Below are 25,806 nucleotides of genomic sequence, written 5' to 3' on the forward strand. Positions count from 1 at the left end.
CCGCCATGCTCGACCGGGACGAGATCGACGCCCTGTTCCCGTCCGATCTGCCGGAGCCGGCGTCCTGGGAGGGGCAGTACCCGCCCCGGGACCTGCCCGCCGGCGCGATGGTGACCCGCCTCGGCCCGAGCCCGACCGGCTTCGCCCACCTCGGCGGGGTGTACGTCGCGATGCTGGACAAGGACCTCGCCCGGCAGACCGGAGGCGTCTACTTCGTCCGGGTCGAGGACACCGACACCGCCAGGACCGTCGAGGGCGCCACCGCCCAGTTCGACGCGGCCTTCAGCTATTTCGGGGTGACGGCGGACGAGACCGAGCAGAACGGGGCCTACGGCCCGTACACCCAGTCGGCGCGGGAGCGGATCTACCTGAGCTACGCCCGGGAGTTCCTCCGTGACGGCCGGGCCTACCTGTGCTTCGCGACGAAGGAGGAGCTCGCGGCCGCCGCCGACGAGCAGCGCGCGGCGAAGGTGCCCACCGGCTACCACGGCCGGTGGGCGCTGTGGCGCGACGCGCCGGCCGAGCGGGTCCGCGCGGCGCTGGCGGCGGGCCGGCCGTACGTGGTCCGGTTCCGCTCCCCCGGTGAGGAGGCCGGCCGGGTCACCTTCACCGACCTGGTGCGCGGCGAGCTGTCAGCGGACGCGAACCGCAACGACGTCGTCATCCTGAAGAGCTCCGACAACCCGACGCGGCTGCCGACCTACCACTTCGCGCACGTGGTGGACGACCACCTGATGCGGGTCACCCACGTGATCCGCGGCGACGAGTGGCTGTCCTCGGTCCCGGTGCATCTGCAGCTGTTCGCCGCGGCGGGCTTCGAGCCCGTGGCGTACGCGCACATCGCGCCGCTGCTCAAGCAGGACGGCTCGGCGAAGCGGAAGCTGTCCAAGCGCAAGGATCCCGAGGCGTCGGTCGAGTTCTTCATCGCGGCGGGCTACCCGGCGCCGGCGATGCTGTACTACCTACGCGGGCTGATCAACGGGCGGCTCGCGGAGCTGCCGCTCGAGCAGGCGCTGCGCGAGCCGCTGCGGCTGTCCGAGGCGGGCGTGTCCGGCGCGCTGGTCGACCTGGTCAAGCTGGAGGACATCTCCGCCGACCACATCGCGACCATGGCGAGCCCCGCCGTGCTCGACGAGGTGCTGGCCTGGGCCGACACGCACGACACGGAGCTGGCGGCCGCGGCGCGCGCCGAGCCGGAGCTGGCCGTGCGGGCGCTCGACATCGAGCGGGCCGGAGTGGACAACCCGCGCAAGGACCTGCGCAAGTGGTCGGACTTCCGCCCGGTCTACGGCTACTTCTTCACGGCGCTGTTCGAGGCCGTCACCGACCCCGCGGACGGCCGGCTCGGCGGGCTCGCGCCGGAGGTGACGCGCGCGCTGTGCGCCGACTTCCTGGCCGGCTACCAGGATCTGACCGACGGCGACGCCTGGTTCGGCCAGATCCGCGCGGCGGCGGCCGCGAACGGCTTCGCGTCGAGCCCGAAGGAGTACAAGGCCAACAAGGACGCGTACCCCGGCTCGATCCGCGAGGCGTCCCAGGTCATCCGGGTACTGCTCACCGGATCCACCCGCAGCCCGGGCCTGCATCTCGTCGCGAACGCGCTCGGCGAGGCCGAGACGCGCCGCCGGGTCGGGGCCGTCCTCGACGGCGCCTGACCGGCGGCGCGCGCCCGGCCTCGCTACCCGGCCCCGCTACCCGCCGGCGATCGACGGGATCACCTGGATCTCGGCGCCGTCGCGCAGCGGGGTGTCGGCTCCCGCGAGGCGGCGGCACTCCTCGCCGTCGACGAACAGGTTGACGTAGCGGCGCAGCGCGCCGCGCTCGTCGCGCAGCCGCCGTTCCAGCCCGGGATGGCGGCCGGCGACGACGTCGAGGGCGGCGGCGAGCGTCGCCGCCTGGCCCGGCAGGTCCAGCTCCAGTTGGCCGGCGCCGGCGGCGTGCTCGCGCAGCACGCCCGGCAGCAGCATCGTGACCCGCATCGCCGCCCGCCTCAGACCACGGCCGCGCGCACGCAGGTCACGTCCGGCAGGTGCGCGGCGACGAGGGCCCAGCTGTCCCCCTCGTCGCGGCTGGCGTAGACCTCCCCGGTGCGGGAGCCGAAGTAGACCCCGGCCGGGTCGGCGTCGTCGGCGCACATCGAGTCGCGCAGCACCGCGGTCCAGAAGCCCTCCGTGGGCAGGCCGGCGGCGCACGCCTCCCAGGAGGCGCCGGCGTCCTCGCTGCGGTACACGCGGCAGGCGCCGTCCGGCGGGAACCGCTCGGCGTCGGCCTTCAGCGGGAAGTTGTAGATGACGTCCGGCCGGCGGGGGTGGGCGACCATCGCGAAGCCGAAGTCACTGGGCAGGCCGTCCGCGATCGAGACCCAGCTGTCGGCGCCGTCGTCGCTGCGGTAGACGCCGCCGTGGTTCTGCGCGTACAGCCGCCCGGGCCGCGCCGGGCAGGGGGCGACCTTGTGCACGCACTGGCCGAACTCCGGGTACGGGTCGGGCAGGTAGCCCGCCTTGATCCCCCTGTTCGCCGCGGCCCAGCTCTCGCCGCCGTCAAGGGTGCGGTAGACGCCGCCGGACGACATCGCGACGGTGATCCGCTTGTGGTCGACCCGGTCGGGCAGCACGGTGTGGATCGCCTGCCCGCCGTAGCCGGGGGCCCAGTCCGGCCGGTGCGGATGGTCCCACAGCGCGCGGACCAGCTCGAAGCTCTGCCCGCCGTCGGTCGACCGGAACAGCGCGGACGGCTCCACGCCCGCGTACACGACGTCGGGCTCGTCGGCGGGCCCCGGGGTGATCTGCCAGACGCGCCGCAGCGCCGCGTCGGTGCCCTCGGGGAACGCGATGGGCGCCGTCGCCGGCTCCCGCCAGCTCGCCCCCAGGTCGTCGCTGGTCACGACGGTGGGCCCGAACCACTCGCTCGACAGCCCCACGAACACCCGCGGCACCGGGCCGCGGGTGTCGATCGCCGCCGAGTACACCTCGACCATCGGGTGGTGCGGGCCGGTGACCTCCCAGGTCGCCCGCCCATCCCGGCTGCGTGCCAGCCACAGCCCCTTGCGCGTGCCGATCACCAGCAGCACCGTCGCCGCCATCAGACCTCCCGGAGCTCCACGATCAGACCGAGCCCCGGCACCCCGTGCCGGCGCCCCGACAATGCAGACCGCCGCGCGGCGGCGAACTCATCGCAGAAATTGAATGTCGGATTCGCCCGTGACTACCGTCGTGCCGACCCAGCGCCGTCGGCCCGCGAGGAGACGCCCGTGTCCGAATCCGTGTTGCTGTCACGTCGGGACCTGGACTTCCTGCTGTACAAGTGGCTGGACGTGGTGGCGCTGACGGCGCGCGAGCGGTTCGCCGAGCACGGCCGGGAGACGTTCGACGCGGTGCTCGACCTCGCCGAGCAGGTCGCGACCGAGCATTTCTACCCGCACCTGCGGGCGACGGACACGCATGAGCCCACGTTCGACGGCGAGCGGGTCCACCTGATCCCGCAGGTCGGCGCGGCGCTGGAGGTGCTCGCGAAGACCGGGCTGACCGCGGCCGCGTTCGACACGGACCTCGGCGGGGCGCAGCTGCCCGAGGTGGTCGCGGGCGCCTGCTTCGCCTGGTTCCAGGCGGCGAACATCTCCGCGTTCGCCTACCCGTTCCTGTCGATGGGCAACGCGAACCTGCTGGTTCAGCACGGCACGCCCGAGCAGATCGACCGCTACGTCCGCCCCGAGCTCGCGGGGCGCTTCTTCGGCACGATGTGCCTGTCCGAGCCGCAGGCCGGCTCGTCGCTGTCGGACATCACCACCCGGGCCGAGCCGCGGGCCGACGGCACCTACCGGCTGTTCGGCAACAAGATGTGGATCTCGGGCGGCGAGCACGAGCTGTCCGAGAACATCGTCCACCTGGTGCTGGCGAGGATTCCCGGCGGCCCGGCCGGGGTGAAGGGCATCAGCCTGTTCATCGTCCCGAAGTTCCTGGTGAACGACGACGGCTCGCTCGGCGAGCGCAACGACGTCACGCTCGCCGGGCTCAACCACAAGATGGGCTACCGCGGCACCACGAACACCCTGCTGAACTTCGGCGAGGGCCGTCACCTTCCGGGAGGCGAGCCGGGCGCCATCGGCTTTCTCGTCGGCGAGGCCCACAAAGGCCTTTCCTACATGTTCACGATGATGAACTCGGCCCGGGTCCATGTCGGCGCGGGCGCGATGGCGCTCGGCTACACCGGTTACCTGAAGTCGCTGAAATACGCGAAGGAGCGCCCGCAGGGCCGCCCGCCGGCCGGCAAGGACCCGCGCGCCCCGCAGGTCCCGATCATCGAGCACTCGGACGTCCGGCGGATGCTGCTCGCGCAGAAGTCCTACGTCGAGGGCGCCCTCGCGCTGGTCCTCTACGCCGGCAGGCTGCTCGACGAGGAGCGCACCGCGCCGACGCCGGCGGAGCGCGAGCGCGCGCACCTGCTGCTCGACACGCTCACCCCGATCGTGAAGAGCTGGCCGTCGCAGTGGTGCCTGGAGGCGAACGACCTCGCCATCCAGGTCCACGGCGGCTACGGCTACACCCGCGAGTACGACGTCGAGCTGCATTTCCGCGACAACCGGCTGAACCCGATCCACGAGGGCACGCACGGGATCCAGGCCATGGACCTGCTCGGCCGCAAGGTCGCGATCCACGGGGGCGCGGGTCTCGCCGCGCTCGGCGAGGTCATGCGGGCGACGGTCGCGGCGGCCACGGCGGCGGGCGGCGAGCTGGCGGCGCTCGGCGGCCAGCTCGCGGCCACCGTCGACCGGATCATCGAGGTCACCGCCGTCCTGCACGGCGCCGGCGACCCGGACGTCACGCTCGCGAACGCCACCGTCTACCTGGAGGCCGTCGGGCACGCGGTGGTCGCCTGGCTGTGGCTGGAGCAGGCGCTGGCCGCCGCTGGCGGGCAGGGCGCCTTCTACGAGGGCAAGCGGGCAGCCACGCGATACTTCTACCGCTTCGAGCTCCCGAAGACCGGCCCAGCGCTCGACCTGCTGGCCAGCCTCGACCGCACCACTCTCGACACCGACCCGGCCTGGCTGTGAACCCGTCGCGGCGGTGACGCGGGACAATCAGCGCACGATCTACCGATTGGCGCACATTCTCGACGAACAACGTCCTTCATTCCTGGCCGCGCGCGGCCCGGATTAGGTTGGCGCCATGGGGTGGCTGGCCGGGCCGCGCGCGCGGGCGCGCGGGGGCGTGGGCTCGCCGAGGCGCGCCGTGGGCGAGGAACCCGACTACCGGTTCAGCCTGGCGAACGAGCGCACCTTCCTGGCCTGGATCAGGACCGCGCTCGCGCTGCTCGCGGGTGGCATCGCGGTGGTGCAGTTCGTCCCGAGCTTCGGCATCGGCTGGGCCCGCCACCTGCTCGGGATATCCCTGGTCGCGGTGGCGACCATGATCTCGGCGACCAGCTACAGCCGCTGGCAGCGCCGGGAACGCGCGATCCGGCTCGGCGCGCCGCTGCCCGCCTCGCTGTTCCCCCGGCTCCTCACCGTCGGGATCGCCGTCATCATGGTCTTCGCGCTGGCGTTCATCCTGATCGACGTGGCGACCGGCCGGGCATGACGGACGACCGCCGTGCGCGGGCCCCCGAGCCCTGCGCCGACGCCGTCGACCCTGGCCTGCAGAGCGAGCGCACCTACCTGTCCTGGCAGCGCACCGGCCTCAGCCTCGCCGGCATCGGCGCGCTCCTCGCGCATGACGCGCTCGGCCGTCACCGGCCGCTGCTCGCCGGCGGCCTGCTGACCGCGCTCGCCGGCCTCCTGCTGACGGCCCGGGCCCAGCGGCGCTACCGCGCGACGGTGGCCGCCGTCCGCGCGGGCCGCTCCCCGACCGACCAGCGCGCCGTCGCCGTCACGGCCGCCCTGACGACCGTTCTCTGCCTCGTCGGCCTCGCCGCGATCCTGTTCTCCTGACGCCTTCGTCGCCTCTCCTGACGCCTTCGTCGCTGGCACCCGCGCCGGGCCCGGCATGGACGGCTCGTGCCGGCTCCATGACTTCTGCCGAAATTCGCGGTCTTGGTCGAACAGCGCGCTAGCTAGCTATACGCTAGCTAGCGACATACGCCGGCGGTGGGCAGGTCGCTCAGCGCCATGCAGAGGAGGCCCGATGACACCCTCCGAGCCGACCAGGGCGGTCTACGTCCGGATGCCAGACAAGATCGCGCAGAAGCTCGACCGCGCCGCCGAACGCCTCGGCGTGAGCAAGCGCGACCTGATCGCCACCCTCGTCTCCGATCATCTCGACATCGAGGGCGACGAGTTCGTCATCCGCCCGCAAGGCCGTGCCGCGGGCGGGCACAGGCGCGGCGAGCACGGCGCGGGCGAGCGCCCGGCCGACTTCTGGCGCAAGCGCCCCACCACCGACACCCCGGGCACGGGAACACGCCAGGCCAAGGCCGACGCCCCGGTCAGCGAGGTCCTGACGCTGGCCGAGGCCGCCGAGCTGCTGCGCGTTCCCGAGGACGACGTCCGCGCCCTCGTCGAGTCCGGCGAGATCCCCGCCCGCAGGATCGGCGAGACCTGGCGCCTCACCCGCGCCGCGGTCCTGGCCTGGCTGGGCGGCGAGAGCCCGGCCGCCGGCCAGCCCGCGTAGCGCGCACGACCGACGTTCCGCGGAACGCGCCCGGCGCCGTGACGCCGACCGGGACGGCCGCGACCACTCCACAGATCCGGAGGAGCAATGGACACGGCAACCCCCGCGCCGGCGCCCCGCGCCGGGCGGTCCCGCAACCCGCTGGGCCGGCTGCTGCGCCGGGCCGAGGTCGTCGGGGTCGAGCAGCTGGCCGCCCGCACCCGGCGGGTCACGCTCGCCGGTGAGGCCCTCGCCGGGCTGGCCTGGACACCGGGCCAGCACGTCAGCGTCGTGCTCGCGGACCCGTCCGCTCCCGGCACGTGGCTGCGTGACCCGCGGGATCTCAAACGCACCTACTCCGTGTGGGACTACCAGCCCGACGGCCGGCTCGACCTGGCCGTCTACGACCACGGCGGCGACGCGCCCGGCGCCCGCTGGGCGCGCGCCGCCGCGGCGGGGCGCGGCGTGCTGGTCAAGGGGCCAGAGGGCCACCTCGTGGCCCAGCCGGACGCCCCCTACCACGTGTTCGCCGGCGACGACACCGCCGCGGTCGCGTTCGGCGCGATCCTGCGCTCCCTGCCGGCGACGGCGCCGGTGTTCGGCGCGATCGAGCACGACCGTCCCGACGACGCGCTCCCGCTCGCCCGCCGCGACGAGCTGACCCTCGTCTACCGCCAGGGCGCGCCGGCCGCCGACTCGCCCCGGCTGCCCGCCACCCTCGCCGCGCTCACGCTGCCCGCCGAGCCCGGGGTCGCCTACGTCGCCGGCGAGGCGCGGGCCATCCAGGCCATCCGCCGTCACCTCGTCGACGACCGTGGCTGGCCGCGTCGCGCCGTCGTCACCCACCCGTTCTGGACCCCGGGCCGCCGCGGCATGGACTGACGGGCCGCGCTCGCCGCCCGGCGCCGCCCACGAGACCGGCGGCGCCCACGAGACCGGCGGCGCCTACGAGACCAGCAGCACGGTCTTGCCCGGGCGACGGGGCAGGCGTCCGCTCTCGAAGGCCGCCCGGCCCTCGGCGAGCGGGAACGCGCGGGCCACCACGGGGCGCAGCCCGCCCTCGTCGACGAGCCGCGCCAGGTAGGCGAGCTGGTCGCGGTCGGGGCGGGCGACGAAGAAGATGGCGACGATGCCGTACCGGTCGGTGACCTCGGCCGGCGGCTGGGCGGACAGCGTCACCAGCCGGCCGCCGGGGCGGACGAGCGGGTAGGCCCGCTCGAGGGCCGCGCCGCCGACCGTGTCGAGCACGACGTCGAACGCGGCGCCGGAGCGCTCCAGGTCGGCGGTGGTGTGGTCGAAGAAGTCCTCGGCGCCCAGGGAGCGCACGAGCGCGGCGTGCCCCGCCGCGTCCGTCGCGGTCACGCGCGCCCCGAGGCAGGCGGCGATCTGCACGCCGTACACGCCGACGCCGCCCGCGCCGCCGAGCACGAGCACCCGCTCCCCCGGCGCGAGCACCGCGTGCTCGACGAGCGCCTGGAACGCGGTCAGCGCGGCGAGCGGCAGGGCGGCGGCCCGCGCGTCGTCGACGGTGCGCGGCCTGGGCGCGAGGTCGCCCGCCCAGACGGTCGCGTACTCGGCGGCGGCGCCGTCCCGGTCGAAGTCGATCAGCCCGTAGACCTGGTCACCGGCCGCGAGGCCGCGCACCCCCGGGCCCAGCTCGGCGACGACACCGGACACCTCGCGCGCGGGGATGACCGGGGTGCGGTCGGAGCCGTCGAGCCGCGTCCAGGACAGGTCCCAGCCCAGCTCGGCGAACGTGATCGCGGCGGCGCGCACCTCGACGAGCACCTCCCCCGCCGCCGGGACGGGCCGCGGCGCCCGCTCGTAGACCAGCTTCTCCGGCCCGCCGCGGCTGTGCGCGCGCAGGGCCATCATCGTCCCGGTATCCCGGGCCAACGGGGCGGCCGACGCCGACGGGAGTGCCGCCCGGGCGACCTTGGCCGCCGGCGCCCTGGCCGCCTTCGCCGGCGGCGCCGGCCGCGCGGGTGCCGCCGGGGTCGCCGCGGCCGGTTCCGTCGCCCTCGTCGGCGTCGTGTCCATCGGTCCTGCCGCCCTTCTCCCGCCCAGGCGACCCGCCCGCCACCCGGCGGCCCATCGGCCGGCGCCACCGCGTCGAACCGCTCTCGCTCATCCCCAGACCTGACATAACTCACCTATCAGCCTGGGCGGAACAAACGGTTGGACCTACCGTCCTCGGACGTGAAGACCGCGCCAAAACTCGTGGATGCCTCCATGAGCGCGCCGGTCCAGGAGCCCGCCGGGCTCGTGGCGAGCCCGGGCGCGCCGAGGGCCGGCCCGGCCGGACGAGCCAGACGGGCCAGACGAGCCGGGTGGGCCAGACGAGCCGGGTGGGCCGGGGGCCGGGGGCCGGACGAGCCAGACGGGCCGGGCGGACGCCGGCTCAGCGGAGCAGGCGGCGCAGGATCTTGCCGCTGGGAGATCTGGGGATCTCGTCGGTGAACTCGACGGCGCGGATCTTCTTGTAGGGCGCGACCCGCTCACGGACCCAGGCCGCCACGGCATCGGCCGTGGGCGCCGCGGCGGCGTCCTCGGGGACGACGAAGGCCTTGGGCGCCTCGCCGCCCTCGGGGTCGGGAACGCCGACGACGGCGGCGTCCCGGACCTGGGGGTGGGTGAGCAGCAGCGCCTCCAGCTCCGCGGGTGCCACCTGGTAGCCCTTGTACTTGATCATCTCCTTGAGCCGGTCGACGACCCAGAAGCAGCCGGACTCGTCGACACGGACGAGGTCGCCGGTGCGCAGCCAGCCGTCGTCGAGCAGGACCGCGGCGGTCGCCGCCGGGTCGCCGAGATAGCCGGCCATGATCTGCGGCCCGCGCACCCACAGCTCGCCTCGTTCGCCCGCCGGCACGTCCTGGAGGGTCTCCGGGTCGACGACCCGGGCCTGCGTGTTCGCCAGGAGGCGGCCGACGGAGCCGGCCGGGGTCGTCGCGAACTCGGCGTCCGGCGTCTGGTGGGTGCCAGGACCGGCCTCGGTCAGGCCGAAGCCCTGCCGGATCGAGCACCCGAGCCGGGCCTCGGCGCGGCGGACCACGTCGAGGTCGAGCGGGGCGGCGCCGCAGATCCCGACGCGCAGCGCGGAGAGGTCGTGGCGCTCGACCGCGCCGGGCGGGGCGGTGGCGATCGCGAGCACCATCGGCGGGGCGAAGAAGGCGCGGGTGATCCTGTGGTCGGCCGCCATCCGCAGGAAGCCGTCGAAGGTGTACGGGGCGAGCGTGACGATCGTGGCCCCCGCGCGCAGCCCGGCGTTGAGCACCAGCGTGAACGCGTAGCAGTGCGTGAACGGCAGCGTGGCCGGCAGCACGTCGTCCTCGCCGAGCGGCCAGCCGACGGCGTTCTGCTCGACGTTCGCCACCTGGTTTCGGTGGGTGAGCATGACGCCCTTGGCGGCACCGGTCGTCCCGCTGGAGTACGGCAGCATCGACACCGCCGCGCGGGGGTCGACGTCCGGCCGCGGCACGCCCGCGCCCGCGGCGGCGGCGCCGCGGGCCACCAGCTCGGCGAAGGGACGAAATCCCGGCGCCTCGCCGAGCACGAACCGCAGGGACGGTTCCAGGCCCGCCGCGTCCGCCGCCTCGGCGACCTTCGCCGCGGCGGCCTCGGAGGCGACGACCACCGTCGCGCGGGAGGCGACCAGCTGCCCGGTCAGCTCCCCCGCCGTCAGCAGCGCGCCCGCCGGGGTGACCGCGGCGCCGGCGGCGATCGCGCCGTGCAGCGCGAGCGCGAACCGCGGCTGGTTGTGGCTCACCAGCGCGACCACCCCGCCGGGCCCCACCCCCAGCTCGGTGAGGGCCGCCGCGACGGCCGCGACGCCGTCGGCGAGCTCGGCATAGGTGAGCACCTCGCCCGAGGTCGCGTCGACGAGGGCCGGCTTCGCGCCCCGCGCGCGGGCGCCCGCGAACAGGTGCTCGGTGAGCGTGACGTCCGGGATCTCGACGTCCGCCGCCGGGCTACGGTAGATCATGACGCCGTCTCCAGCGACTCCAGGTCACGGCCGGACGGCGGCGCGGCCCGGGACGGCGTCACGTCGGGCACGAGCGGCTCCTCCCCGGGTGTGCGCTGCGCCACAGCGACGTTGACGCTACGAAGGGCCACAACGCCCGTCAATGGCGCATTTCACGGGACGGGCGGCGTGACCCGTGCGCCGCCGGCGAGCCGTGTGGCCGCGTGTCACGCCGAAACGCCCTGTGGGCCGGGAGGATCGCTCCCGGGCCCGCAGGGCGCCCATGTCACGGAAAAGCGGGTCAGGAGGTCATCAGCTGGCGGGGTCAGACGCCGGGGAGGCGGCGGGGGGACGGACGCAGGTAGACGGCCCAGGTGACGACGAAGCAGAGCGCGTAGAAGGCCAGGAAGGCGACATAAGCGCCGTTGCCGGTGTGGTAGGTCAGGAACGACTGACGGAAGGCCAGGTTGACCAGCACACCACCGAAGGCGCCGATGGCGCCGGCCAAGCCGATGAGCGCGCCCGACAGGCGGCGCGCCTCCCGGTCCGCGGCCGCGGTGTCCGAGTCCGCGGCCAGGACGGCCTTCGCCCGGAAGATCGCCGGGATCATCTTGTAGGTGGAGCCGTTGCCGATGCCGGCGAAGGTGAACAGCAGCAGGAACCCGGTGATGAACAGGGGCAGCGACTTCTCCAGCGACGCCACCAGCACCAGCGTCGCGCTGAGGGCCATCGCCACGAAGTTGACGAAGGTGATCTTCGCGCCGCCGTATCGGTCCGCGAGCATGCCACCGACCGGACGGATCAGCGACCCGATCAGCGGGCCGAGGAACGTCAGGTAGGCGGCCTTGATCGGGGTGGAGAAGTCGGCCTTGAACTGCACCTGCAGCACCTGGCCGAAGGCGAAGCCGAAGCCGATGAACGAGCCGAAGGTGCCGATGTAGAGCAGCGACATCACCCACGTGTGGCCGTCGCGGGCAACGTCGCGCATCGCGTGGGTGTCGTTGCGGGCCGAGGTGATGTTGTCCATGAACAGCGCCGCGCCGAGCGCCGAGACCACGATCAGCGGCAGGTAGATCGCCAGGATCAGTCGCGGGTGCTCCTTGCCGGCGGTCGCGAGCACCAGCAGCCCGATGAGCTGCACCGCGGCGACGCCGAGGTTGCCGCCGCCGGCGTTCAGGCCGAGGGCGCGGCCCTTGAGCCGGTCCGGGTAGAACGTGTTGATGTTGGCCATGGACGAGGCGAAGTTGCCACCGCCGACGCCAGCCAGCGTGGCCGTGACCAGCAGGGTCGTGTAGCTCACGCCCGGTTCGAGGATGACGGCGGTGACCACCAGCGGCACCAGCAGCATCACCGCGGAGAAGATCGTCCAGTTCCGGCCGCCGAACTTCGCGACGGCGAACGTGTACGGCAGCCGCAGCACCGCGCCGACCAGGGTCGGGACGGTGGTGAGCAGGAACTTCCCGGCCGCGTCGATCCCGTACTGGGGGCCGAGGAACAGCACCATGACCGACCACAGGCTCCAGATCGAGAAGCCGATGTGCTCGGAGAAAATCGAGAAAACCAGGTTGCGGCGGGCGACGCGCGCCCCGCCGTTCTCCCAAAACACCGGGTCCTCGGGTCGCCAGTCGTCGATCCACCGGCCGCCGCTGGCCGGCGCGCCGACCCGGCCGACCGGCCGTACGCCTTCCGCCGTCGTACTCATGTCATTCCCTCCACTGCGCCTGGGGCCGCGAGGGTACGCGGGAAGAGATTTTCCACGCCGCCGCCAGCCCGACGTCGGTACCGGGTCTCGACACGAACATAGGAAGCCGCCGTTACGGCAGCAGCCTCCGGCGGTGACGATTCTTGATCCTTTCGCTCACGACGTCCGCGCGGCCGACGTGAGGAACCAGCCGATGCGAAATCAGGCATGGGTGAGCAAATACGTGAGCAGAGTCACTCTTTGTTTGTGTATCCTGCTCGACCTGGGAGCGTGAGGTCCGAATGCGCCGCACAGGACGATCTTGATGCTTGCAACGGGGAGTCCGGCCACTTCGGCGATCTCGGGGACGGTGTGTCCTCCGGCTGCCCGTAGTTCTCGGATGGCGTCGTCTCGCTCGCGGCGCGCGGCGCCCGGGTCAAGAGGCGGCGGGTCGCGGCCAGGTCCCGATGCTCGCGGGCAAGCACGTCGATGACCTGGCGGAACTGGTCGACCGCTCCGTAGCGACAGGCCCACCGGCCAGCGACCTTGAGGTACGTCTCATCGGCGAACCCTCGATCCAGGCAGGTGGCGACACGGCCGGGCGGCGTTCGTCAGGAGCGGGATGAACCGCCGCACCCATCGGAACAGCGTTACTACATGGCCGACGATGACGCCGCGTTCGGCGAGCAGTTCCTCACCGCCCGGTAGGACAGTGGACAGCGCAAGTACCAGCGCACCGCCAGCACGATCACTTCGGCGGGAACGGAACTCCCGCGGGCTCGGAGGCCGCAGCCGCGGGACGGACACGACGACACCCCACTCGATCATGCCTGACCGGGCCGGCACCGTACCCAGCCAACGCAACTGCGCCCACCGCCATCCCCCGCCGCTCGACCGGGAGCCTCGACCACACCCGCTGGGGCTTCCCGCGTTCGTCGAACACACGGCACCACGTCCGGCGCGCCTGTCACCGACCGCAACCAGTCAACCAAAGCCGCCAGCCACGGCAACGCATACCCGCTGATGATCGGTCCGCCCGCCGCAGAGCGGCCACTTTCAGATGCACTGCGCGTGGTCGACTTCGACGGTCAGCGCTGACCGGCGACACGGGCCAGCGCCCGCCGGGGACGGGGCCGGGAGCGAGGGTGCGGTAGAGCGAGGGTGCGGTAGAGCGAGGGTGCGGTAGAAGGCGTACTCGCCGGTGGCCTGGTTGCGGCGGACGAGCAGCCAGCGCCGGCCGGGCAGGTCGCCGTCGATGATGTCGATCAGGGCACAGTCGTGGTAGCGGTGGCCCGCGGAGCCGACCCGGCGGGCAGGGACTGCCAGCTGCTGGCGGGCAGGCGGACAGCGAGTTCGACGGCCCGGCGGGCCCCGACGCCGGTGACAATCCGGTGGTCCTTGGCGTCATGCCCCCGTCCCGGCTGGCCAACGGCGCCCGCGTTAACGGAGTATGACGACGTTTCCAATATATGTCGGGAGGGTCACGGTGCACCAGGCGAGGCAAGTTAGCGCGACGTGACTGAAGTTTGACGGGCATGAAACTCCTCGATCCTCCCGTCGCGGGACGCTTCCAGGGTGGACAGACGAACCTTCTTCAAATCGGCCGGCGTAGCCGCCCTCGGTGCCACCGCCCTGGCGGCCTGCGGCTCGGACAGCAGTTCATCCTCGACGTCGGGAACGAGCGGCAACCGGAAGGTTCGCCTCGGGTTTATCGCGCTGACGGACTGTGCGCCCATCCTGATGGCGAGCGAGCTCGGCTACTTCGCTGAGCGAGGCCTCGACGTGTCGGTCGTTAAGCAGGCCTCGTGGCCGGCTACCCGGGACGCGCTGCTCAACAACCAGATCGACGGCGCGCACTGCCTCTACAGCATGCCGCTCTCGGTCGCCACGAAAATCGGCGGCAGCGGGTCGACCGCGCTGAAAGTCGCGATGATATTGAACAACAACGGCCAGGCGATCACGCTGGCCAAGGAGTTCTCCAGTGTCGGCTATGCCGACCTGGACAAGGCGAAGGCCGCGCTCGAGTCCAAGCAGCCGACGTTGGCGATGACCTTCCCCGGCGGTACGCATGACCTCTGGATACGGTACTGGCTGCGCGCCGCCAAGGTGGACATGTCGGCGGTCAAGGTAATCCCGATCCCGCCGCCCCAGATGGTTGCGAACATGAAGGTCGGCACGATGACGGGCTACTGTGTGGGTGAGCCCTGGAACGCCGTCGCCGTGAGCCAGAACGTCGGTTTCACCCACCTCACCACACAGGATCTCTGGACCGGGCACCCGGAGAAGGCGCTGGTGGTGGGAGAGAAGTTCGCCACCGAGCAGGAGGACGCCCTGCGCGACACCATGGGCGCGATCCTGAAGGCCGCCCGGTGGCTTGACGATCCGGCCAACCGAGCGAAGGCCGTGGACGTGCTCGCCCAACAGAAGTACCTGAACACACCCGCCGCCGGGATCAGAGGTCGGCTGCTGGGCGAGTACGACTTCGGCGCTGGCATCCCGGGACGTACCTATCCCGCCGCGGAGAACATGCGCTTCTTCGGTGATGGCTTCGTCAGCGCACCGCGTCGGGGGCACGCGCTGTGGGCGCTGGCCCAGTACCAGCGCCTCGGCCTCGTCGACAGCGTCGCCGACCCGGAGGGCCTCGTCAACAAGATCGTGCTCAGGGGCCTCTATGAAGAGGTCGCCGCCGCGGAGAAGATCGACGTCCCCGATGACGACCTTGCCTCGTTCACGGTGAAGCTCGACGGTGCCAGCTTCGACCCGAAGGAGTTCGCTAAGGAGGTGGCCAGGGTATGAGCGTCACCGGCCACGTGACGAAGGTGGAGAATACCGCCGTCGCCATGCCGCCCCAGCCAGCGCCCGAGTCGCCGGTCGCACCCGAATCGGAAGCCGCCGTGGAATCGGCCGCCGCCCCGGAGCCGGGGGCGGCGGCCGCGCCGAGTCCCGACGCGGCGAGGCCGACGTGGCTGGCTCCGGTCCAGCGGACCGCCGCCGCCGTCGGTTGGGGCCTCCTTGGCGGCTTGCTGTTCGTCGGGCTGTGGGCTGTCGTGGCGTACCGCTCAGGTGATCTGCCGTCTCCGTCAAGCGCGTTTTCTACCCTTATCGACCTGCTGGCCGATCCGTTCCGCGACGGTGGCGAGACCGACAAGGGCATCGGCCTGCAGCTCGCGATCTCGCTGGGGCGGGTGTTCAGCGGGTTTGCCCTGGCCGCTTTGGTCGGGGTGCCGCTGGGACTGCTCATCGGCGGCAGCCGGCGGGCCTGGCAGGCGGTGAACCCCGTCGTCCAAATTCTGCGTCCGGTCTCCCCGCTCGCCTGGTTCCCGCTCGGCCTCGTAGTGTTTAAGGACGCCCCCAACGCGGCTGTCTTTGTCATCTTCGTCACCGCGCTCTGGCCGACCGTACTGAACACGGCAGCCGGGGCGGCCTCGGTGCCGGAGGACCAGCACAACGTGGCCCGAGTATTCCGTTTCTCCCGGTTCTCCTACGTCCGGAACATCGTGATCCCGCACGCGCTGCCATCGGTCGTCACCGGCCTGCGGCTGTCCATGGGTATCGCCTGGATGGTTATCGTCGCGGTTGAGATGCTCTCTGGCGGCACCGGGATCGGATTCTTTGTATGGGATTCGTACAATGCGTCCAACCTGTCCGCGGTCATCAGTGCGATCTTGCTGATCGGTTGTATCGGTGTCGTCCTGGACTGCCTTTTCCTGTGGCTTTCCCGGCTGGTTGGCGCGAAGGAGTCGGGACAGTGAGCCAGCTGGAGATCGACGGACTGCACATGTCCTTCCCTGGTCGCCGTGGCATCGCCCCGCAGCACGTCCTGCGAGGCGTCGATCTGCAGGTCGGTCAGGGTGAGTTCGTCTCGCTCATCGGACATTCGGGTTGTGGCAAGTCAACGCTGCTGAACGTCGTGGCGGGTCTGCTTCGGCCGAACTCCGGGCGGGTGCTCGTGGGGGGTCAGCCGGTCACCGCGCCGGGGCCCGACCGGGCGATGGTGTTCCAGAACTACTCCCTGCTGCCTCGGCTGAGCCTGCTGGCAAACGTGCGGGAGGCGGCTCGTTCGGCGAACCCGCAGGCACCCCGGGAGCGGATCGACGAGACGGTCGAGCGCTACCTCTCGGCGGTTGGGTTGTGGGAGCACCGCAACAAGCGGCCCCGTCAGGTGTCCGGTGGCATGCAGCAACGGACCGCGGTGGCTCGCGCGTTCGCGGTCGGACCCCGGATCCTTCTGTTGGACGAGCCGTTCGGCGCCCTTGACGCGCTTACCCGGGCGCGGCTGCAGGAGCAGTTGCTCGAGCTGTGGGCGAACGAGTCCACGACTGAGACCGTTCTGATGGTCACCCACGGCATCGACGAGGCGATTCTGCTCGCGGACCGGATCGTGGTGATGGGCAATCCGCCTCAGCCGTCCATCGTCGACATCATCCCGGTCGAACTTCCCCGCCCGCGGGACCGGGTAACGGTCATCGACGACCCTGCCTACCGGCAGGTCCAACAGCGCCTCCTCGACCTGCTCCATGCTGACCAGCAAGCGGTGGCCTAGGGCCGAATGCTTCCCGCGGATCGCTACGACGATGATCTGTTCGTCAAGCGCAAACCCCACCCGGGCACCCCATCGCCCGGTGCGCGGGTAGCGATCCGCGGGGACCTGAAGCGGGCCGCCACCGTAGCCAACGGGCGAGACGTCCGGCGGCGGGCAGCGTCAGCTGGCGGCCAGGCGGTAGCCGCGCTTGAGGACGGTCTCGATCGCGCGGCCGGCGGGGCCGAGCGCGGTGCGCAGGCGGGCGACCGTCATCTCCATCGCGTGCTCGTCGGCGCCCGCGCCCGCGCCGGTGCGGGTCAGCAGCTCGGCGCGGGAGAGCACCCGGCCGGGCCGCTCGGCGAGCGCGACCAGCACCGCCGCCGCCTTCGGCGCGAGCATCACCGTGCGCCCGCCGTCCACGACGACCGCGCAGCCCTGCACCCGCAGCCGGTGCCCGCCGGCGTCGACCTCGCGGGCGCGCCGCGCGGGCAGCTCGTCGCAGATCGTGCGGACCAGCGCGCCCAGCCGGAACCGCTCCGGGTTCACGATCGGGATGTCGAGCCGCCGCAGCGGCGCGGCGCACACCGGGCCGACGCAGGCGGCCAGCACGGGGCCGCGCAGCGCCTCGACCAGCGCCTCGCGCTGGCCCAGGTCGGCCGCGGTGGACAGCAGGCTCAGCACCGCCGGGGCGCTGGTGAACGCGAGCGCGTCGACGCCGCCGGCAACCGTCTGCTCGACGAGCCGGCGCACCGGCCGGACGTCCTCCGGCTGCTCCCAGCGGTAGACCGGGACCTCCACGACGTCGGCGCCGGCCGCGCGCAGCCCGTCGACCATCCCGGGCAGCGGCTCGCCGTGCAGCTGCACCGCGATCCGCTTCCCGCGCAGGTCCTGGCCGAGCAGGTGGTCGAGAAGCTCCGCGCCGGACTCGGAGACCGGCGACCAGCACTCGGACAGGCCTGCGGCCCGCACCGCGCCGGTGACCTTCGGGCCGCGGGTGAACAGCCGGGCGGCGGCCAGCGCGTCGGCCAGGTCGTCGCCCAGCCCCCAGCCGTGCGCGGCCTCCATCCAGCCGCGAAAGCCGATCCCGGTGGTGGCGACGACGGCGTCCAGCGGCGCCGCGAGGCAGGCCTTCGTCGCGTCGAGCAGCCGGCCGTCGTCCTCCAGCGGCACGATCCGCAGCGCCGGAGCCTGCACGACCCGGGCGCCGCGCCGCTCCAGCAGGCTCGCCAGCTCGTCGCGCCGGCGCGCGGCGGTCAGACCGATGGTGAACCCGAGCAGCGGGGGCACCGGGCCGACGTCCGCTTCCGGCATGCCGCCTCCCTCGCTGGCTAGGTCGCCGATGGCTCGGCCGGTCGAGGATCCGACCGGGGTCTGTCGTCGTGATCTGTCAGCGCGCCCCGCGGGGCCTGCCCGCGTGCTCTGGTGGACGGTCGATTCCGGGCTGGTGCCGCCTGGAGACGACGTCATGGAGCCGATGTCTTCGTGGAGCTGGTGCGGTGGAGCTGATGTCGTCGTGATACTGGCCGGCCAGGCGCGCCGCCTGCCCGACCTTACTCGGCCAGCATGGCCGAACGCCGTGTCCTGTCAATTTCGTCACGACGTCGCGTGCGTAACAACACTCACCGCCGAAAACGATCTCAGAAGCGCCTCACATCACGTTGGGATGCCGTGTGAACTGGCCGACCCGGGGCCGTTCCAGGAGGCAACAATGCCGAAATACAAGCAGGCCGGAGGACGGCGCGATCATTGTTCGGCGCGATATCGCCACGGCCGCGGAAATGGGCCGGGCGCCCGGCCGCCGGTGCCTGGCCGCCGGCGCGGGGCTACTGGTGGCCGGGCGGCTCGGGGTCGTGCAGCCGGTCGGTGAGCTCGGTGACGGCCGGGAGCGTCGGCCACTGCTGGGCGACCCGGTTGTGCAGCCTGCGCACCTGCCCCATCACCCGGCGTGAGCCGGTCGCCTGGGCGATCGCGGCCGCGGTCAACGTGTCCGCGCAGGCCGCCTCCGGCTCGGCGGTGTGGATGTGGGCGACCGCCAGGTGGTAGACGTACTCGGCCGCCCACTCGGCGCGGCGCATCGGTTCGGGCAGGCCGGCGAGCCCCGCCGAGAGGTCCTCCGCCGCCCTGCGAGCCCGGCGCGCGTTCTGGCGAGCCAGGTAGCGGTGGGCGAGCCCCTCCTGGAGCTGGGCGAACGCGGGTGAGAAGTAGTAGCTCCACGGCGGCGGCCCGTCGGGATGGTCACGGGCCAGCTGCCACAGCTCGCGCGCCCGGGCGAGCCCGCGGTCGGTCGCCTCGGCGTCGCCGGTCATCGCGTGGCCGCGGGCCTCCTGACCGGCGTCGTAGGCCCGCTGCCCCGGGTAGACGCCCGCGACCCGCTGCGCCGCCTGGGACAGTCCGATCAGCGGCCCGACGGCGCCCGACTCCCAGGCGAGGTGGCCCTTGTAGCTCAGGATGTTCGCCGTGAGGCTCGGGTTGCCGGACTCGGCGGCCCACTCGGCCCCCCGGTCGAGCCACACCCGGGCCTGGGCGGTCGAGCCGGTGTTGGCGTACAGCCAGCCGGCGAACTGGGCCCACTGGGCCGCGACGTCGACCATCGCGCGCCGCGCCGCGCCGCGCGCCTCGAACACCAGCGGCATCAGCGCGGCCAACTGCGCGGTGACCGGGCCGAGCAGCGGCGCCGAGCCGACCGTGTCCTCGACGTCCCGCTGCGCGGCGAGGATCACCGCCAGCGCCTCGGCGAGCGGGACGTCCGCCGTCCGCGCGGACCGGCTGGCCGCGGCCCGCAGCCGGTCGGAGGCCAGTGCCCGCGCCGCCGCCTCCTGGGCGCCCATCGGCCGGCCCGCGTCGGCATCGACGTCCGCGGCCGCCTCCGCCGCCGCCAGCGCGCCGTACGGGTCGGACCAGTCGTCCGCGCCAGGCCGGTCGCGCTCCTGGTCCGGGGCGTGCCCGTGCGGCGCCGGGCGGAGCACCGCCGGCCTCGCCATGCGGGCCGTCACCGTCAGGTCGGCGCCGCCGCGCGCCGTCTGGTCCGAGACCGCCTGGGCCGAGATGACCTGGGTGGAGACGGCCTGGGTGGAGACGGCCCGCGCGAACGCGGCCCGCCCGCGCGCGGCCGCCTCTAGCCGCGCGAGCCCGGCCGGGTCCGTCGCGGGGTCGATCGTGGCCAGCTCGGCCAGGCCCGCCAGCTCCGCGAGCTCGGCCGGGTCCGAGAGCCCTCCCGGCCGGCGCGGCCGCTGGCCGGGGGCGCCGGAGCGGCCGGCCCGCGTGGCGGCCACCTCCGCGGGCAGCGGAGCGCGAAAGCCCAGCTCGACGTCGGAGACGCCGAACAGTTCGCGGTAGGCGCGCTGGTAACGCGGTCCGGGATACGACTCCCCGCGTTCATGCCGGCCAACTGTCTGAAACGTCGCGTTTGGCGGAGTGAAACCATCCAGGGCCAGATTGCGCACCGCGTCGGCCACCTGGTCCAGGGTCAGGCCGTGCCGTTCCCGGTGCCGACGGAGCCGATCCGGATCCCAGCCTTGTCGCACGCTCGATGGCATCGGCTCCAGCACTCCTTCCATCCCCGACCAGAGCATAACGGCACCCATGGACGGGACGATTGGCACGGACACCTATGGGCCAGAAGTCGGCTAGCAAAACGACTAATTCGAGGTCCGCCTTGGCGCTATCCCCTAGTTAGGTCGACTGCTTCCGCCGCCCCAGGTGATTAGCTCAACGTGCTGGAGATACTGCCCTGCGGAGTCGAAGCTAGGTGCGCCGGCCCCGCTCGGTCCCGGCCCCGGGACCGAGCGGGGCACGGTGGCGGCGCGCCGACGAGGTCGTCGGGCGCCGCGGGGCACGGACCGTGCTTCGCCAGGTCCTCGCGCCGCATCCACCCTGATCCCGGCGGCCTTCCCCCAAGGAGGCCGGGGTGCCGGTCGCCCCTCCCGGCCGGCCCGCGGGTCCGGCGGGGCCCACGTGGCCCCGCCGGCTCCGGGCCGGTCGGCGACCGCGCCGACGGGTGACGACACGCGCGCCAGCGCGCGAGCGGGCGACCAACGCGGAGAACAGCCCGCGCCGCTCGCGACGCTCAACCGTGAGGGGGCACCTCCTGTGGACGTTCCGGCGCGTTGCGCGGACCGGGATGGCCGTGGCAATCCGGCCAGAATCGGATCGCCGGCTTCTTGGCGCGGCCCATGGGCCGCGCCCACAAACATGTTCGACTGCTTGTCGAAACTCCGGCCGACCGGATTTCGAAACACGGCCCGGGTGGCTCGGCCGAGACCGGGGCCTTTCTGGATCGAGCCCTCGAGACCCGCTTCATCGCGTCTGGTGGCGACGCGCCTCGCCTCGTCCCGGCTGAGCCGGCCATGGTCGTGACCGACGGCCTGCCCGGCCTGCATGCCCAGCTGAGGACACGGAGCGGCTGGGCGGACTTCGCTCTGCTGCCCGAGGGCTTCGACGTCCCGGACGAGGACGGCCTGATCGTGCTGCGGGCGCGCAGCCGGCCGGCGCGGCTCGGCGGCGCCCAGCTGCTCTGGGGCGACGGCGAGTTCATCGGGGTGTACGAGCGGGCCCTGGTACGGGTGGCCCTCCGCTTCGCGGAGGCGAACGACGTCGCGGTGGTGCTGCACTGGCGCGACGTACCAGCCCGCGCCACGGCGCTCGCGGTGGCGGTCGCCGGCTGGCTGCGCGACACCCGGGCCGGGACCGGCCAGCGCCGCGCCGTCGTGACCAGCGCCGTCCGCCCACGGCCAGAGGGCGGCTTCGTCGCGTTCCCGCACGCGGTCCGCCTCGTCGGCGAGCCCTCGGCGAACGTGTGGGAGCTGCGCCACGGCCACGCGCCGGACCCGGATCCGGACCGCGGTGCCCCGCCCCGGCCCAGCCCGGCCCCGGCCACCGGCCCGCGACCGGTCCACTCCGCCGACTCGGCCCGGGCCTCCGCCTGGCTCGCCCGTTCCCATCCGAGCCCGGGCACCGCCCGCGTCGTCCGCCCCGGCCGGCCGCCGCGGTGACCCAGACGGATCCCCGTCAGGTCACGGCGGGTGGCTGGCCGTCCGTGTGGCCCAGGCCGCGGCCGGGGGCGACGAGGTCACGGACGGCGCGCTTCACGGCGGTGGGCTCGGGGAACCCCTGGGCGCGCCGGTCCCAGACGACGGCGTCGTCGACCCGCACGGTGAAGACCCCGCCGGTGCCGGGGACGAGGGCCACGGCGCCGACGTCGGACTCGAAGGTGACGAGCAGCTCCTGGGCCAGCCAGGCCGCGCGCGGCAGCCAGCGGCAGCGGGTGCAGTACTCGATCTCCAGGCGTGGCTTGTCCCCGGCGGCGGCCGGGGCGGCGCCCGCGCCGGGCTCCGGCCGGGCCGTCGGGGTGTCGTCACTCGCGGCGGGCACGCTCGCACGCTACCCGGCGACAGCCCGCCGGTTTGGCCGACGCGACAAAGGCGTCCCCCCGGTGGGCGCGATCTCACCGGAGCCGGGACGCCGGCCAGTTGTCTGACTAAAGTCAGCTACTTCTGACTAAAGTCAGCGGCTATGGACGAGATCACCGCCACCACCGTCGTGCGGCGCTTCAACCGGGCCTACACCCAGCGGATCGGCGCGCTGGAGGACTCGTTCCTCGGCGTGGGCCTGCCTCTGGGCACGGCGCGGCTGCTGTTCGAGATCGGCGCCGAACCGGCGACCGTCCAGGCGTTGCGGGCGCGGCTCGGCCTGGACTCCGGCTATCTCAGCCGGCTGTTGCGGCGGCTGGAGGACGACGGCCTGGTGGCGCTCGAGCCGGACGCGGACGACCGGCGTCGCCGGCGGGTCGACCTGACCGGCGCGGGCCGCGGGCGGTGGGCCGAGCTGGAGGAACGGGCGGGCGCGCGGGCGCGCCAGCTGCTCGAGCCCCTCTCCGAACGGCACCGGGAGCGGCTCGTCGCGGCCCTGGCCGAGGCCGACCTCCTCGTGCGGGCCGCGACCGTGACGTTCGAGCCGGTGGACCCGGGCTCGCCGCCCGCCCGCGAGGCCGTCGACCGCTACTTCGCCGACATCGCCCGGAGGTTCGACTTCGACCCCGCGGGCGAACCGGAGAAGGACGCCGTCCTGCTGGCCCCGCCGCGCGGCGTCTTCCTGGTCGCGGTCAGCGACGGCGAGCCGGTCGCCGGTGGCGGGGTGCGGACCATCGACGACGGCGTCGGCGAGGTGAAACGCATGTGGGTCCACGAGGCCTGGCGGGGAGCCGGCCTCGGCTCCCGCCTGCTGCGGCTCCTCGAGGACGCCGCCCGCGCCCTCGGGCACCACACCGCGCGCCTGGACACCAACGAGACCCTCACCGAGGCGATCGCGCTGTACGAACGCTTCGGCTACCGGCCCATCGCCCGCTACGGTGACAACCCGTTCGCCACCCACTTCTTCGAGAAGCCGCTGACGGCGCCGGCCTGACGTCAGCAGGACGGCGCGGTGCCGGGCGTCGCGGCGCCGGCCTCGGCCGCGGCCGGATAGGACCGTTTCCTGATCTCGTCGAGGCCGGTGAGGATGGTGCCCAGCGCCGCGGGGTTGGCGACGAACTCCAGGACCGCCCGGTAGAAGGCGGTGCGCATCGGCGCGGGCATGGTGTCGGAGGCGTCGAAGACCACGCCCGCGCAGTCCGCCTCCTGGACGGAACGGACGAGCTGCCGGGTGGCCTCGTCCGGGTAGTCCGTCACGGCGCTGTTCGGCGCGATCGTGCCGCCCGCCCGCGCCCAGGCCGTCTGGGCCTCGGCGCCGGTCAGGTACTCCGCGAGCTCCGCCGCGGCGGACGTGTGGTCGAACATCGCCAGGATGTCCCCCGCGATGATGATCCGCCGCTCGCCGCCGGCCGACGGGAACTCGACGTGGGCGGCCGTCGCGGGCGACCCGGCCGAGTCCTGGTAGGAGGCGAAGGAGCCGGACAGGTTCAGGTAGCAGCCGGGCCGCTCGTCGAACATGGGCGTGGCGGCGTCCCCGAAACGGGTGAGCAGGGCGCCGGTCGCGTCGCCGCGCACCATGCCCGGGGCGAGCAGCCGGCCCCAGGTCGTCCACGCGGTCCGGACGGTGTCGCTGGTCCAGGGCAGCCGGCCCTGCGCCCACGCCCGGTAGGCCTCGGCGCCCGACTGGTGGAGCAGGATGTCCTCGACCCAGTCGGTGCCGGGCCAGCCCGAGTCGGAGCTGGACCGCAGCCCCAGGCACCAGGGCGGGGTGCCGGTCGCGGCGATGGTCTCGCCGGTGGCGACCAGCTCGTCCAGGGTGGCCGGCAGCGGCCAGGAGAACGCGTCGGCCGAGTACCAGAGCAGGCTCTTGCGGGCGCCCTTCACGAGGAGGCCGTACTGCCGCGCGCGGCCGTCCGGGCCGGCCGTCACGCCGGCCTGCAGCCACGTCGGCTGGTACTCGCGCCGGACGCGGCCGAGGTCGACGGACGGGGAAGGGCCGTCGAGGGCGACCAGCTCGCCGTCGCGCGCGTACTGCTCCAGGTCGCCGAGGCTCGGCATCAGCGCCAGGTCCGGCGGGTCGCCGCCGTCGATCCGGCCGGCGAGCACCGCCTCGAAGTCCCGGGTGCCCTCGTACTCGACGCGCGTTCCGGTGCGTTCCTCGAACGCCGCCAGGACGTTCTCGAAACGTTCCTGCTCCTCGCCGGTCCAGGTGCCGAGCACGGTGACGGTCGCGCGCGGCGTGACCGCGCCGCACCCGCAGAGCCCGACGCCGGCGGCGAGCACGGTGAGAGCCGCCAGGAACGCGGCCAGCCGGGGGCCCCCACGCATCGTCATGTCCGCTACCCGCCCACTTCCGGTGCTCGGCCGCCCGTCCGTCTCCGGTACTCGCTACTTCCGGTACTCGACCAGGCGCGGTGAGACGCCGCTGGCGGTGAGGGCGAGGAGCGCGACGGTTCCCACCGCCAGCACCCCGAACCACCCGGCCGCGGGAACCGTCGCGGCGCGGGCGTCCTCCAGCCTCGCCGCCTGGTCGTCGAGGAGCCGGTCGAGCTCCGGCACCGACGCGGCGGACGCGGCAGCCGGCGCGGGGCAGTCGGCCCTGGTTCCGCCGTCCTGGGCGCCTGTCCCGCCGCGCTGGGCGCCGTCCGCCGGCGGGCGCGCGGTGTCCTGGCCGGCGCCGGCGTACTCACCCACGACCCGTTCCCGCTCGAGGGTCACCGCGGTGGCGCGCGCCTGCCACAGGCACTCGGTCACGGTGGTCTCCCGCCCGGTCGTGTCGACGTCGTGGGAGGTCCGCGCGGCCAGCAGCGTCGTCCCGGCGGCCAGGAGGACCAGCAGCACGGCCGCGCCCAGCGGCCCGAGGCTGAGCCGGCGGCGGAACCGGCGGCGCAGGTACACCTGGGCGACGACGAGCAGGCCCAGCAGGACGAGGGCGAGGCCCAGGTGCAGGCCGAGCGGGAGCCAGGGCCAGGACCCGCGGTCCGGCAGCGCCGCGCTGTTGGCCGCCTCGAACGCGGCCACCGTCGGCAGGATGTTGGTCCCCTCGCGCATCAGGTCCGCGGCGTAGATGAGGTAGACCAGCTCGAGGTCGGCGACCGGGCCCGCGGGGGGCACACCCGCGGCGCCGGTGCCGGTCGCGCCGGTGTCGGTCGCGCCGTACCGGTATGCCTGGGCGACGTTGTCCTGGTAGGCGACGAGCAGGCTGGTGACGGCCAGGAGCTGGGCCCGCGCGGCCGTGCCCGTGGTGCCGTTCTCGGCCGCGCTCTCCAGCGCCTGGATCGCCGTCTTGATGTCCTTCAGGTACTGGTCGCCGGGCCCGCCCCAGGAGTTCGGCGGGAGCAGGCTGCGCGCGGCGACCAGGTCGGCGTCGGCCAGCAGCGCCCCGGCCCTGGCCGCGTCGACCACGGCGGGCGAGGTCCGCTCGGCCACGGTGCGCGCCGTGTCCCGCGTCGAGACGAGCGTCGCGGCGGCGGTCGCCGCCACGGCGAGGGTGAGCGTGGTCACCAGCGCGGCGAGCACCCACAGCCGCCCCGGGGTGGTCGCCGTGGCCACGGCGGCCCGGCGGCGCAGCGCGCCGTGCGGCGGGGGGAGCCCCGCGAGCGTCGGGGTCACGAGCAGGTCGTGGTCGGCGAAGAAGCGGCCGACGGCCT

Annotated in this window: 21 protein-coding genes and 1 pseudogene; 11 read left to right on the forward strand and 11 right to left on the reverse strand. The window is 73.6% G+C overall.

Annotation, left to right across the window (positions count from 1 at the left end; translation table 11 throughout):
* Positions 1-5 precede the first annotated feature (5 nt).
* Positions 6-1,655, forward strand: a complete 1,650-nt coding sequence (locus I6A81_RS39485) for a glutamate--tRNA ligase (protein ID WP_203004726.1) — start codon at positions 6-8, stop codon at positions 1,653-1,655.
* Between the two features lie 36 nt (positions 1,656-1,691).
* On the opposite strand, the gene I6A81_RS39490 is transcribed toward I6A81_RS39485, so the two are convergent.
* Both I6A81_RS39490 and I6A81_RS39495 read right to left on the reverse strand, forming a co-directional pair.
* Positions 1,692-1,979, reverse strand: coding sequence for a MoaD/ThiS family protein (locus I6A81_RS39490; RefSeq protein ID WP_203004725.1), 288 nt, complete (start codon positions 1,977-1,979; stop codon positions 1,692-1,694).
* An 11-nt stretch (positions 1,980-1,990) separates the two neighbouring features.
* Positions 1,991-3,082, reverse strand: coding sequence for a WD40/YVTN/BNR-like repeat-containing protein (locus I6A81_RS39495; RefSeq protein WP_203004724.1), 1,092 nt, complete (start codon positions 3,080-3,082; stop codon positions 1,991-1,993).
* 168 nt (positions 3,083-3,250) lie between these two features.
* Between I6A81_RS39495 and I6A81_RS39500 the strand changes: the two genes are divergently transcribed.
* The 5 genes from I6A81_RS39500 to I6A81_RS39520 all read left to right on the forward strand — a co-directional run bounded on the left by I6A81_RS39500 (position 3,251) and on the right by I6A81_RS39520 (position 7,466).
* A complete protein-coding gene (locus tag I6A81_RS39500; RefSeq protein WP_203004723.1) occupies positions 3,251-5,050 on the forward strand; it encodes an acyl-CoA dehydrogenase in 1,800 nt (599 codons plus the stop codon).
* A gap of 178 nt (positions 5,051-5,228) precedes the next feature.
* A complete protein-coding gene (locus tag I6A81_RS39505) occupies positions 5,229-5,576 on the forward strand; it encodes a YidH family protein (protein WP_307875216.1) in 348 nt (115 codons plus the stop codon).
* Positions 5,573-5,926, forward strand: coding sequence for a DUF202 domain-containing protein (locus tag I6A81_RS39510; RefSeq protein ID WP_203004721.1), 354 nt, complete (start codon positions 5,573-5,575; stop codon positions 5,924-5,926). The genes I6A81_RS39505 and I6A81_RS39510 overlap by 4 nt, the downstream gene beginning before the upstream one ends.
* A 193-nt stretch (positions 5,927-6,119) precedes the next feature.
* On the forward strand, positions 6,120-6,605 hold the full coding sequence (locus I6A81_RS39515) for a helix-turn-helix domain-containing protein (RefSeq protein WP_203004720.1): 486 nt from the start codon (positions 6,120-6,122) through the stop codon (positions 6,603-6,605).
* Between the two features lie 87 nt (positions 6,606-6,692).
* Positions 6,693-7,466, forward strand: a complete 774-nt coding sequence (locus I6A81_RS39520) for a siderophore-interacting protein (protein WP_203004719.1) — start codon at positions 6,693-6,695, stop codon at positions 7,464-7,466.
* Between the two features lie 63 nt (positions 7,467-7,529).
* Here I6A81_RS39520 and I6A81_RS39525 read toward each other — a convergent pair whose 3' ends face one another.
* The 4 genes and pseudogenes from I6A81_RS39525 to I6A81_RS39540 all read right to left on the reverse strand — a co-directional run.
* A complete protein-coding gene (locus I6A81_RS39525) occupies positions 7,530-8,459 on the reverse strand; it encodes an NADP-dependent oxidoreductase (RefSeq protein WP_407661452.1) in 930 nt (309 codons plus the stop codon).
* A 526-nt stretch (positions 8,460-8,985) separates the two neighbouring features.
* Positions 8,986-10,566, reverse strand: coding sequence for an AMP-binding protein (locus I6A81_RS39530; RefSeq protein ID WP_203004717.1), 1,581 nt, complete (start codon positions 10,564-10,566; stop codon positions 8,986-8,988).
* Positions 10,567-10,870: 304 nt separating this feature from the next.
* On the reverse strand, positions 10,871-12,247 hold the full coding sequence (locus tag I6A81_RS39535; RefSeq protein ID WP_203004716.1) for a nitrate/nitrite transporter: 1,377 nt from the start codon (positions 12,245-12,247) through the stop codon (positions 10,871-10,873).
* A gap of 407 nt (positions 12,248-12,654) precedes the next feature.
* Positions 12,655-13,041, reverse strand: a pseudogene (locus tag I6A81_RS39540) (DDE-type integrase/transposase/recombinase); the annotation flags it as partial.
* A 760-nt stretch (positions 13,042-13,801) separates the two neighbouring features.
* Between I6A81_RS39540 and I6A81_RS39545 the strand changes: the two are divergent.
* The 3 genes from I6A81_RS39545 to I6A81_RS39555 are packed head-to-tail and all read left to right on the forward strand — an operon-like array spanning position 13,802 to position 16,769.
* Positions 13,802-15,022 (forward strand): CmpA/NrtA family ABC transporter substrate-binding protein, encoded by a 1,221-nt coding sequence (locus tag I6A81_RS39545; RefSeq protein ID WP_203004715.1) that lies wholly within the window; start codon positions 13,802-13,804, stop codon positions 15,020-15,022.
* On the forward strand, positions 15,019-15,978 hold the full coding sequence (gene ntrB, locus I6A81_RS39550) for a nitrate ABC transporter permease (RefSeq protein ID WP_203004714.1): 960 nt from the start codon (positions 15,019-15,021) through the stop codon (positions 15,976-15,978). The genes I6A81_RS39545 and ntrB overlap by 4 nt, the downstream gene beginning before the upstream one ends.
* Positions 15,979-16,004: 26 nt before the next feature.
* A complete protein-coding gene (locus I6A81_RS39555; RefSeq protein ID WP_407661453.1) occupies positions 16,005-16,769 on the forward strand; it encodes an ABC transporter ATP-binding protein in 765 nt (254 codons plus the stop codon).
* Positions 16,770-16,928: 159 nt separating this feature from the next.
* On the opposite strand, the gene I6A81_RS39560 is transcribed toward I6A81_RS39555, so the two are convergent.
* Both I6A81_RS39560 and I6A81_RS39565 read right to left on the reverse strand, forming a co-directional pair.
* Positions 16,929-18,059 carry a uroporphyrinogen-III synthase gene (locus I6A81_RS39560; RefSeq protein ID WP_203004712.1) on the reverse strand — a complete coding sequence of 377 codons (1,131 nt, stop codon included), beginning with the start codon at positions 18,057-18,059 and terminating at the stop codon, positions 16,929-16,931.
* A gap of 512 nt (positions 18,060-18,571) precedes the next feature.
* The gene (locus tag I6A81_RS39565) at positions 18,572-20,284 is read right to left on the reverse strand and encodes a helix-turn-helix domain-containing protein (protein WP_203004711.1); all 1,713 of its coding nucleotides are present in this window, start codon (positions 20,282-20,284) and stop codon (positions 18,572-18,574) included.
* Positions 20,285-21,094: 810 nt separating this feature from the next.
* On the opposite strand from I6A81_RS39565, the gene I6A81_RS39570 reads away from it, so the two are divergent.
* Entirely contained in the window at positions 21,095-21,739 is a 645-nt protein-coding gene (locus tag I6A81_RS39570; protein ID WP_203004710.1) for a hypothetical protein, read from the forward strand.
* A 16-nt stretch (positions 21,740-21,755) separates the two neighbouring features.
* Here I6A81_RS39570 and I6A81_RS39575 read toward each other — a convergent pair whose 3' ends face one another.
* Positions 21,756-22,118 (reverse strand): SelT/SelW/SelH family protein, encoded by a 363-nt coding sequence (locus I6A81_RS39575; RefSeq protein ID WP_407661451.1) that lies wholly within the window; start codon positions 22,116-22,118, stop codon positions 21,756-21,758.
* Between the two features lie 141 nt (positions 22,119-22,259).
* Between I6A81_RS39575 and I6A81_RS39580 the strand changes: the two genes are divergently transcribed.
* Complete coding sequence (locus tag I6A81_RS39580; protein ID WP_203004709.1) at positions 22,260-23,150, forward strand: bifunctional helix-turn-helix transcriptional regulator/GNAT family N-acetyltransferase; 891 nt, start codon at positions 22,260-22,262, stop codon at positions 23,148-23,150.
* 2 nt (positions 23,151-23,152) lie between these two features.
* On the opposite strand, the gene I6A81_RS39585 is transcribed toward I6A81_RS39580, so the two are convergent.
* Both I6A81_RS39585 and I6A81_RS39590 read right to left on the reverse strand, forming a co-directional pair.
* A complete protein-coding gene (locus I6A81_RS39585; RefSeq protein ID WP_203004708.1) occupies positions 23,153-24,490 on the reverse strand; it encodes an ABC transporter substrate-binding protein in 1,338 nt (445 codons plus the stop codon).
* A 54-nt stretch (positions 24,491-24,544) separates the two neighbouring features.
* The coding region (locus I6A81_RS39590) for a hypothetical protein (RefSeq protein ID WP_203010475.1) at positions 24,545-25,806 on the reverse strand (1,262 nt) is incomplete at its 5' end.

Source organism: Frankia nepalensis, assembly GCF_016786325.1.
In the GTDB taxonomy this organism is placed as follows: Bacteria; Actinomycetota; Actinomycetes; order Frankiales; family Frankiaceae; genus Pseudofrankia; species Pseudofrankia nepalensis.

Bases quoted from the DNA above. Each gene is read 5' to 3' on its own strand.
- I6A81_RS39525 (WP_407661452.1), bottom strand. From the start codon at position 8,459: ATGATGGCCCTGCGCGCGCACAGCCGCGGCGGGCCGGAGAAGCTGGTC.
- I6A81_RS39580 (WP_203004709.1), top strand. From the start codon at position 22,260: ATGGACGAGATCACCGCCACCACCGTCGTGCGGCGCTTCAACCGGGCC.
- I6A81_RS39515 (WP_203004720.1), top strand. From the start codon at position 6,120: ATGACACCCTCCGAGCCGACCAGGGCGGTCTACGTCCGGATGCCAGAC.
- I6A81_RS39495 (WP_203004724.1), bottom strand. From the start codon at position 3,082: ATGGCGGCGACGGTGCTGCTGGTGATCGGCACGCGCAAGGGGCTGTGG.
- I6A81_RS39535 (WP_203004716.1), bottom strand. From the start codon at position 12,247: ATGAGTACGACGGCGGAAGGCGTACGGCCGGTCGGCCGGGTCGGCGCG.
- I6A81_RS39585 (WP_203004708.1), bottom strand. From the start codon at position 24,490: ATGACGATGCGTGGGGGCCCCCGGCTGGCCGCGTTCCTGGCGGCTCTC.
- I6A81_RS39520 (WP_203004719.1), top strand. From the start codon at position 6,693: ATGGACACGGCAACCCCCGCGCCGGCGCCCCGCGCCGGGCGGTCCCGC.
- I6A81_RS39490 (WP_203004725.1), bottom strand. From the start codon at position 1,979: ATGCGGGTCACGATGCTGCTGCCGGGCGTGCTGCGCGAGCACGCCGCC.
- I6A81_RS39560 (WP_203004712.1), bottom strand. From the start codon at position 18,059: ATGCCGGAAGCGGACGTCGGCCCGGTGCCCCCGCTGCTCGGGTTCACC.
- I6A81_RS39555 (WP_407661453.1), top strand. From the start codon at position 16,005: ATGTCCTTCCCTGGTCGCCGTGGCATCGCCCCGCAGCACGTCCTGCGA.
- ntrB (WP_203004714.1), top strand. From the start codon at position 15,019: ATGAGCGTCACCGGCCACGTGACGAAGGTGGAGAATACCGCCGTCGCC.
- I6A81_RS39510 (WP_203004721.1), top strand. From the start codon at position 5,573: ATGACGGACGACCGCCGTGCGCGGGCCCCCGAGCCCTGCGCCGACGCC.
- I6A81_RS39530 (WP_203004717.1), bottom strand. From the start codon at position 10,566: ATGATCTACCGTAGCCCGGCGGCGGACGTCGAGATCCCGGACGTCACG.
- I6A81_RS39565 (WP_203004711.1), bottom strand. From the start codon at position 20,284: ATGCCATCGAGCGTGCGACAAGGCTGGGATCCGGATCGGCTCCGTCGG.
- I6A81_RS39570 (WP_203004710.1), top strand. From the start codon at position 21,095: ATGGTCGTGACCGACGGCCTGCCCGGCCTGCATGCCCAGCTGAGGACA.
- I6A81_RS39485 (WP_203004726.1), top strand. From the start codon at position 6: ATGCTCGACCGGGACGAGATCGACGCCCTGTTCCCGTCCGATCTGCCG.